At 64.1% G+C, this 7,780-nt stretch carries 7 protein-coding genes; 1 reads left to right on the top strand and 6 read right to left on the bottom strand.

Annotation, left to right across the window (positions count from 1 at the left end):
* Nucleotides 1-33 precede the first annotated feature (33 nt).
* Nucleotides 34-1,173, bottom strand: coding sequence for a tRNA guanosine(34) transglycosylase Tgt (gene tgt / locus ACHAC9_RS22650; protein WP_435763742.1), 1,140 nt, complete (start codon nt 1,171-1,173; stop codon nt 34-36).
* A gap of 6 nt (nt 1,174-1,179) precedes the next feature.
* On the bottom strand, nt 1,180-2,205 hold the full coding sequence (gene queA, locus ACHAC9_RS22645) for a tRNA preQ1(34) S-adenosylmethionine ribosyltransferase-isomerase QueA (protein WP_435763740.1): 1,026 nt from the start codon (nt 2,203-2,205) through the stop codon (nt 1,180-1,182).
* A gap of 105 nt (nt 2,206-2,310) precedes the next feature.
* Here queA and recG point away from each other — a divergent pair, with 105 nt between their 5' ends.
* The gene (gene recG / locus ACHAC9_RS22640) at nt 2,311-4,371 is read left to right on the top strand and encodes an ATP-dependent DNA helicase RecG (protein WP_435763738.1); all 2,061 of its coding nucleotides are present in this window, start codon (nt 2,311-2,313) and stop codon (nt 4,369-4,371) included.
* A 31-nt stretch (nt 4,372-4,402) separates the two neighbouring features.
* On the opposite strand, the gene ACHAC9_RS22635 is transcribed toward recG, so the two are convergent.
* The 4 genes from ACHAC9_RS22635 to pyrC all read right to left on the bottom strand — a co-directional run bounded on the left by ACHAC9_RS22635 (nt 4,403) and on the right by pyrC (nt 7,710).
* Complete coding sequence (locus tag ACHAC9_RS22635; protein WP_435763736.1) at nt 4,403-4,744, bottom strand: hypothetical protein; 342 nt, start codon at nt 4,742-4,744, stop codon at nt 4,403-4,405.
* Nucleotides 4,745-4,846: 102 nt separating this feature from the next.
* Complete coding sequence (locus ACHAC9_RS22630; RefSeq protein WP_435763734.1) at nt 4,847-5,833, bottom strand: Gfo/Idh/MocA family protein; 987 nt, start codon at nt 5,831-5,833, stop codon at nt 4,847-4,849.
* A gap of 11 nt (nt 5,834-5,844) precedes the next feature.
* Entirely contained in the window at nt 5,845-6,660 is an 816-nt protein-coding gene (locus tag ACHAC9_RS22625; RefSeq protein ID WP_435763732.1) for a DUF3025 domain-containing protein, read from the bottom strand.
* The gene (gene pyrC, locus ACHAC9_RS22620) at nt 6,661-7,710 is read right to left on the bottom strand and encodes a dihydroorotase (protein WP_435763730.1); all 1,050 of its coding nucleotides are present in this window, start codon (nt 7,708-7,710) and stop codon (nt 6,661-6,663) included.
* Between the last annotated feature and the right edge of the window lie 70 nt (nt 7,711-7,780).

The following is a 7,780-nucleotide window of genomic DNA, read 5'->3' as shown; positions in this document are numbered from 1 at the left end:
GAAAAGCCGCGCTTTTTTGTACACACCGACTCTTTATACGCCGCGCGCCCGGTCGGTGGCGAAGGTCAAGCGAAACGCGTGAAACCCATCCGCATCGATCGCATCGCGAATCTCCTGCATCAGCTTCAGGTAATAGTGCAAATTGTGAATCGTATTCAGCCGCGCCCCCAGGATCTCGTTCGAGCGGTGCAGGTGGTGCAAATACGCGCGTGAAAAATTCTTGCAGCAGTAGCAGTCGCAGGACTCGTCCAGTGGTCCCGTGTCTTCCTTGTAGCGCGCGTTCTTGATCTTCACATCGCCAAAGCGCGTGAACAGCCAGCCGTTACGGGCGTTCCGGGTCGGCATCACGCAGTCGAACATGTCGACGCCATTCGCCACACCCTCCACCAGGTCTTCCGGCGTGCCGACGCCCATCAGGTAGTGCGGCTTGTTTTCCGGCAGGCGCGGGCCGACGTGGGCCAGGATGCGCTTCATGTCTTCCTTCGGCTCACCCACCGACAGGCCGCCGATGGCCAGACCCGGGAAATCGATGTCTTCCAGACCCGCCAGCGATTCGTCGCGCAAGTGTTCGTACATGCCGCCCTGGACGATGCCGAACAGCGCGTTCGGGTTCCCGCCACCCTTGAATTCGTTCATCGAGCGCTGGGCCCAGCGCAGCGACATGCGCATCGACTTGGCCGCTTCTTCGGCGGTTGCCGCGCGGCCGTCGATTTCGTAGGGCGTACATTCGTCGAACTGCATCACGATGTCCGAGTTCAGCGCGCGCTGGATCTGCATCGATACTTCCGGCGACAGGAATCTGCGCGAGCCGTCGATCGGCGAGGCAAACGTCACGCCCTCTTCCGTGATCTTGCGCATCGCGCCCAGCGAAAACACCTGGAAGCCGCCGGAGTCGGTCAGGATCGGCTTGTCCCAGCCCATGAAGCCGTGCAGGCCGCCGAGCTTGTTCAACACTTCCACGCCCGGGCGCAGCCACAGGTGAAAAGTATTACCGAGGATGATCTGGGAGCCGACCGTCTTCAGTTCGACCGGGTCCATCGCTTTGACCGAACCATAGGTCCCGACCGGCATGAAGATCGGCGTTTCGATGGTGCCGTGGTTGACGGTGAGGCGGCCGCGGCGCGCGTGCGACAAGCCGCTGGTGTCTTTTTTAAGGAGCGTAAATTCGAGCATCGGATGTTATTGACGTGATTGTGTGGTGAGCAGCATGGCGTCGCCGTAGCTGAAGAAGCGGTATTCGTTGGCGATCGCATGGGCATAGGCTTTGCGGATCTCGGCGTAGCCGGCAAAGGCCGACACCAGCATCAGCAGCGTCGACTTCGGCAGGTGGAAATTCGTGATCAGGCGCGTGACCGTTTTGAATTGATAGCCGGGCGTGATGAACAGGGCCGTGTCGGCGCTGCCGGCAACTAGCTCGCCCGTTTGCGAGGCCGACTCCAGCGCGCGCAAGGACGTGGTGCCGACTGCGACCACATCGCGGCCGGCCGCTCGCGCGGCGCGCACGGCATCGACCGCGTCTTGCGCAATCGTGTACCACTCGGTATGCATCTGGTGCGCCGACAGGTCTTCCACGCGCACCGGCTGGAAAGTGCCGGCGCCCACGTGCAGCGTGACATAGGCGAAATTCACGCCCTTCGCGGTGAGCTTGTCGAGGAGGGGCTGATCGAAATGCAGGCCGGCGGTGGGCGCGGCGACGGCGCCCGGTTCTTTGGAGTACACCGTCTGGTAACGCTGCTCGTCGAATTCGTCGGCGGTGTGCTCGATATACGGCGGCAGCGGCAGGCGGCCATGCGCTTCGATCAGCTCGAACACGTCGCCCTCGAAGTGCAAGGTGAAAAATTCCCCGGCGCGCTCGCCCGTGGTGACATCGAAGGCATCGGCCAGGCGGATCCGGTTGCCGGGTTTCGGCGACTTCGACGCCCGCACCTGGGCCAGCACGGTGCGGTTGTCGAGGACACGCTCAACGAGCACCTCGACCTGGCCACCGGTTTCCTTCACGCCGAAAAAGCGTGCCTTTAAAACGCGCGTGTTGTTCATCACCAGCAGGTCGCCGCTTTGTAACTGGTCGAGGATGTCGGCGAAATGGCGGTCAAGGATCTGCTCGCCATCGAGCTGCAGCAGGCGTGAAGCGCTGCGGCTTGCCAGTGGCAATTGCGCGATGCGCTCGGGGGGCAAATCGAAATCGAAGTCGGAAAGCGAATACATTCTGGTCAATTCTGGGAAAATGGGTGCTGGCAGCCGTACAATATGGCCCCAAGTAGTGCGGCGAACCTTCTATTTTACGCCAGCCCAAGCCAATTTGCTGCATCCATGCCCGCTCCCAAAACCCCACCCGCCCCGAAAACGACACAAACCAAGCTCGCCAAGCTCGGCCTGCGCAGCGACATGGACCTGATCCTGCACCTGCCGCTGCGCTACGAGGACGAGACGAAAATCGTGCCGATCCGCGAAGCCTGCCTGCGCGGCGGCCATGTCGCGCAGGTCGAGGGCCTCGTCATCAAGAACGAGATCAGCCTGAAACCGCGGCGCCAGCTGTTGGTGACGATTGCCGACGACAGCGGCGAACTGCTGCTGCGCTTCATGAATTTCTACGGCAGCCAGGTCAAGCAGCTCTCCGAGGGCGTGCGCGTGCGCGCGCGTACCGAGATCAAGCACGGCTTTTTCGGCGCCGAGATGGTGCACCCGACGTATAAGGTCGTGAACGAAAACGCACCGCTGCCGACCTCGCTCACGCCGGTGTACCCGTCGGGAGAGGGCCTGTCGCAGCCGATCCTGCGCCGCGCGATTGCGGAAGCGATGCGGCGCGTGGACTGGACCGACACCGTGCCACCCTTGATTCGCCGCCAGATGGACCTGATCGACTTCGAGCCGGCCGTCAAATTGCTGCACTATCCGCCGGTCGATGCCGACGAATACGCGCTGATGGAAAAATCGCATCCGGCCTGGACGCGCATGAAATTCGACGAACTGCTGGCGCAGCAGCTCTCGCTCAAGCGTGCCCAGCGCGCACGGCGCGACAAGGGCGCGCCACACCTGCGCGCAATGGGCCGCATGTCCGAAGGTTTGCTTGGCGCCCTGCCCTTCTCGCTCACCGGCGCCCAGCAACGGGTTCTGCAGGAGATCCGCGCCGACCTGCGCGAGGGCTACCCGATGCAGCGCCTGCTGCAGGGCGACGTCGGCAGCGGCAAGACCGTGGTCGCGGCCCTGGCCGCCGCACAAGCCATCGACAGCGGCTACCAGGCCGCGCTGATGGCGCCGACCGAAATCCTGGCCGAGCAGCATTTCAGAAAGATCGCGGCGTGGATGGAGCCGCTCGGCGTGAAAGTCGCCTGGCTGACGGGCAGCCTGAAGAAGAAGGACAAGACGGCGGCGAACGAGATGGTCGAATCGGGCGAAGCACGACTTGTCATCGGCACCCACGCGCTGATCCAGGACACGGTGCAGTTCGCCAAGCTGGGTCTGGTCATCGTCGACGAGCAGCACCGCTTCGGCGTCGGCCAGCGCCTGACCTTGCGCAACAAGGGCAGCGACGGCCTGGTGCCGCACCAATTGATGATGTCGGCGACACCGATCCCGCGCACGCTGGCGATGACCTATTACGCCGATCTTGAGGTGTCGGTGATCGACGAGCTGCCGCCGGGACGCACCCCGATCGTTACCCGCGCGATCGACCAGAACCGGCGCGACGAAGTCATCGAGCGCGTGCACGCGGCGGTCCTCGAAGGCCGCCAGGCGTACTGGGTGTGTCCATTGATCGAAGAATCCGAAGCGCTGCAACTGCAAACCGCCACCGAAACCTACGAGACGCTGGCCGAAGCCCTGCCCGACCTGCAGGTGGGACTGGTGCACGGGCGCATGAAGCCGTTTGAAAAGCAGGCGGTGATGGATGCGTTCACAGCCTGCGAGGTACACGTGCTGGTGGCGACCACCGTCATCGAAGTGGGCGTCGACGTGCCGAACGCCTCGCTGATGGTGATTGAACACGCCGAGCGTTTTGGTTTGTCGCAGCTGCACCAGCTGCGCGGGCGCGTCGGGCGCGGCTCGGCGGCCAGCGTCTGTTTGCTGCTGTATCAGAGCCCGCTCGGCCAGGTGGCCAAGCAGAGATTGCTGACGATGCGCGAGACTACCGACGGTTTTGAAATTGCGCGGCGCGACCTGGAGATCCGCGGACCCGGTGAATTCCTGGGTGCGCGCCAGTCGGGACAGGCGATGCTGCGCTTTGCCGATCTGGAGACCGACCAGTGGTTAGTCGAGCACGCGCGCGATATCGCGGCGGGCTTGCTGGAGAACGAGACGCCGGCGAACATGGAGATTGTCGATGCGCATTTGGCGCGCTGGCTGGGCGGTCGCGAGGAATTCCTGAAGGTGTAGGGTCAAGCACATCCGTTCCGGATTACGCGGCTCAATCGACCCGCGTCAGCTCCACTCCATCGACCGTCATCTTCCACTTGCCGCCAACGCGGTGCGGCGGCTTGCTGACGACAAAGGTGGAGCGCACGAGCGTGACGCCGACATCGAAGTTGTCGCCGTCAAAACCCTGCAAATCGAGGCTCAGGTCCATCTTTTTATTTGGCCGGTCGCGTTTGTACTTGACCTTGCCGTCCTTGGCCAGTTGCAGGCGCATGTCCTGGCCTTGCCAGTCGCCGACATAGGCCATCTTTTCAGCGGGAACGGGAACCGGCGCTGCGTGGGCTGAGAAAGACAGGAAGCAAGCGGCGAGAATGGCGGTGCGCAGGATATGCATGGAAGGCTCGGGCAAGGTGGATTCGACAGCAGCCTGCCGAGTATTCACCTGACACGATATGTTGTCAACATGCATACCCCGCATGGCCTTGCGCTTTCACCGCTAACGGTCAGCCGCGTAGACCAGCCCGATCTGGCGCCGGATCTCGTCCATCACGCCCATCAGCGCCAGCGTTTCCGCGTGCGTCATGCCGGGGCTTTCGATCAGCCCTTCGCGCCAGCAGCGCTGCGCCTCGATCACTTCATGCACATAACCATTGCCGAGATACGGCGTGTCGATCGTGCGCGTGCTGCCGTCATCGAGCGCCACCGTGACCGAACGCGCGCGGTGGAACATGGTGTTCATGCGGATGTGGCCACGCGACCCCGACACCGTCAGTTCGCCCGGCGTGCGCGCCTGGAACGAACAGCTGCAGACCGACATGCCACCGTCCTCATGCTTCAGGGTGAAACCGGTCTGCACGTCGACGCCGGTCGGCCCCATCTCGGCCTGCGCCTTGACCTCGACGACGGGGCCGAGCAGGCTGGCGGCGATCGACAGCGGATAGATGCCAAGGTCGAGCAGCGCGCCGCCGCCCAGTTCCGGGTTGAAGACGCGGTGCTCGGGGCCGAAAGTCGCCGTAAAACCGAAGTCGGCCACGACCTGGTGCACGCTGCCGATTTCCCCAAGAGCGATGAGACGCTTGACCTCGGCCAGCGCCGGCATGAAGCGCGTCCACATCGCCTCCATCAGAAACAGCCCCTTTGCGCGCGACCGTGCGACGACCTGTTCGGCTTGAACCCGGTTCATCGTAAACGGCTTCTCGCACAGCACGCCCTTGCCGGCGCCGAGCGCCAGCAAGGCATTCCCGGCATGCTGCGGATGGGGTGTGGCGACGTAGACCAGGTCGATGCCGTCGGCAGCGACCAGTTCTTCATAGGAACCGTAGGCCGCGCCGGCATGGAACTCGGCGGCGAAGGACTCGGCTTTTTCCGGGCTGCGCGAAGCAACGCCGGCCAGCACGGCATCGGGCACATCCTGCAGCGCGGTGGCAAACGCGCGCGCGATCTTGCCCGTGCCGAGGATACCCCAGCGAATCGGTTCAGACATTGCCCCTCCTTTCAAGCCGCCCGGCTTTGTGTCCGCCTCGGGCGAAACACGCTTGTGTCCAGATAAAAGGCCTGGTCCTGGTCCGGCCACCAGCCCGGCACGCCGAGTACCGGTAGCGGCGTGAAGCTCGCCGTGTTCAAACCCTCTTCGCGCAGCAGCTGCGCTACCGTGGCGTCGATCCATGCGCGGCGGGCGGCAGGTTCACATGCGAAATAGTCATCCTGCGCGAACACGATGCGGGTGTGGGCAGTGATCGGCTTGCGCGGCGCAACCAGCTTTTCCATCAGCGCGTGGCCGAACAGCCAGAGCTGCGCGTCAGGGCCGAACATGGCCCGCTTTTCGAACAGCGCCGCGTCCCAGCAATGCGCACGCAATTCGTCGACCAGCGCGCGGCCTGCACTTGAGGCGCGCACGACCAGCAGCGCCGCGTTCTCGTCAAAAATGGTGGCGGCGTCGCGCGCCGGACCGCGCGCTTTGCTGACGCCCCCGGCCGCCGCGACCTGCGCCGCCTGCAGGGCGTTCAGCTCGCTTTTAATTAAAGGAAAAGTCTGCCACACCAGGCCATTAAAAAAATCATGCAGGTTGTCGCGCGTGGGCACCTTGCCGGTGGCGCTGATGAACTCCTCGTAGCCCGTTCCTTCAGGCAGCGACTCCTGCGGCACGAAGCTCACGGCCAGGTCCCGGTGGTTGCGCAGCGCCAGCAGCGCGGCCTGCCGGTTGAAGGCAGCCACGAAATCCTCGCCATCCAGGGCGAGGGTTTCATAAGCGGGACGCACGGCGTCATACCAGGGACGCGACCAATCGATCTGCAGAAGCTCAGCTGCCACTTACAGCATCTTCCATTCGATACGCTCTCCCGCGTTCAGCGGCACCAGGTCGTTGTCCCCCATGGGCACGGTGGCCGGCAGGTGCCACGATTCGCGGGTCAGCGTGATCGTGCCTTCGTTCCTCGGCAAGCCGTAGAAGGCCGGGCCGTTGAAGCTGGCAAACGCTTCGAGTTTGTCCAGCGCGCCGGCCTGGGCAAAGGCTTCCGTGTACAGCTCCATCGCGTGCAGTGCCGTGTAGCAGCCGGCGCAGCCGCAGCTCGACTCTTTCGCGCCGATCGCGTGCGGGGCCGAATCGGTGCCGAGGAAGAAGCGCTCGTCGCCGCTGGTGGCGGCCGTTACCAGTGCCAGGCGGTGTTCCTCGCGCTTCAGGACCGGCAGGCAGTAATAGTGCGGACGAATCCCGCCGCGGAAGATGTCGTTGCGGTTGTACAGCAGGTGGTGCGCGGTGATGGTCGCCGCGATCGGGCCTTCGGCTTCGGCCACGTACTGGGCGGCATCCTTGGTCGTGATGTGCTCGAAGACGATGGCGAGGGCCGGCAGGTCGCGCCGCAGCGGACGCATCACGCGCTCGATGAAGACGGCCTCCCTGTCGAACAGGTCGATGTCGTTGTCGGTGACTTCGCCGTGCACCAGCAGTGGCATGCCGATTTCCTGCATCACTTCCAGGGTCTTGTAGCACTTGCGCAGGTCGGTGACGCCGGCGTCCGAATTCGTGGTGGCGCCCGCCGGATAGAGTTTGACGGCGTGGATGAAGCCGGTGTCCTGGGCGCGCCGGATCTCGTCGGGGTCCGTGTTGTCGGTCAGGTAGAGCGTCATCAGGGGCTCGAAGCGCATCCCCTCAGGCAGCGCGGCCAGGATGCGGTCGCGGTAGGCCAGCGCGTCGGCGGCGGTGGTGACCGGGGGTTTGAGGTTCGGCATCACGATCGCCCGCGCGAACTGGCGCGCGGTGTGCGGCAGCACGCTGGCGAGCGCCGCGCCGTCGCGCAGGTGCAGGTGCCAGTCGTCTGGACGGATGATGGTGATGGATTGCGGGATCTCGATGGTGGACATGGCGGCTCTCGGATTGCGGGACGGCGTCATTTTACCTGTATAGGGGATGGTGCGCCGCGCTGGTACCTGT

The organism is Massilia sp. CMS3.1 (assembly GCF_051262535.1).
Classification (GTDB): Bacteria; Pseudomonadota; Gammaproteobacteria; order Burkholderiales; family Burkholderiaceae_D; genus Telluria.
This window is presented reverse-complemented; position numbering and strand designations above follow the sequence as displayed.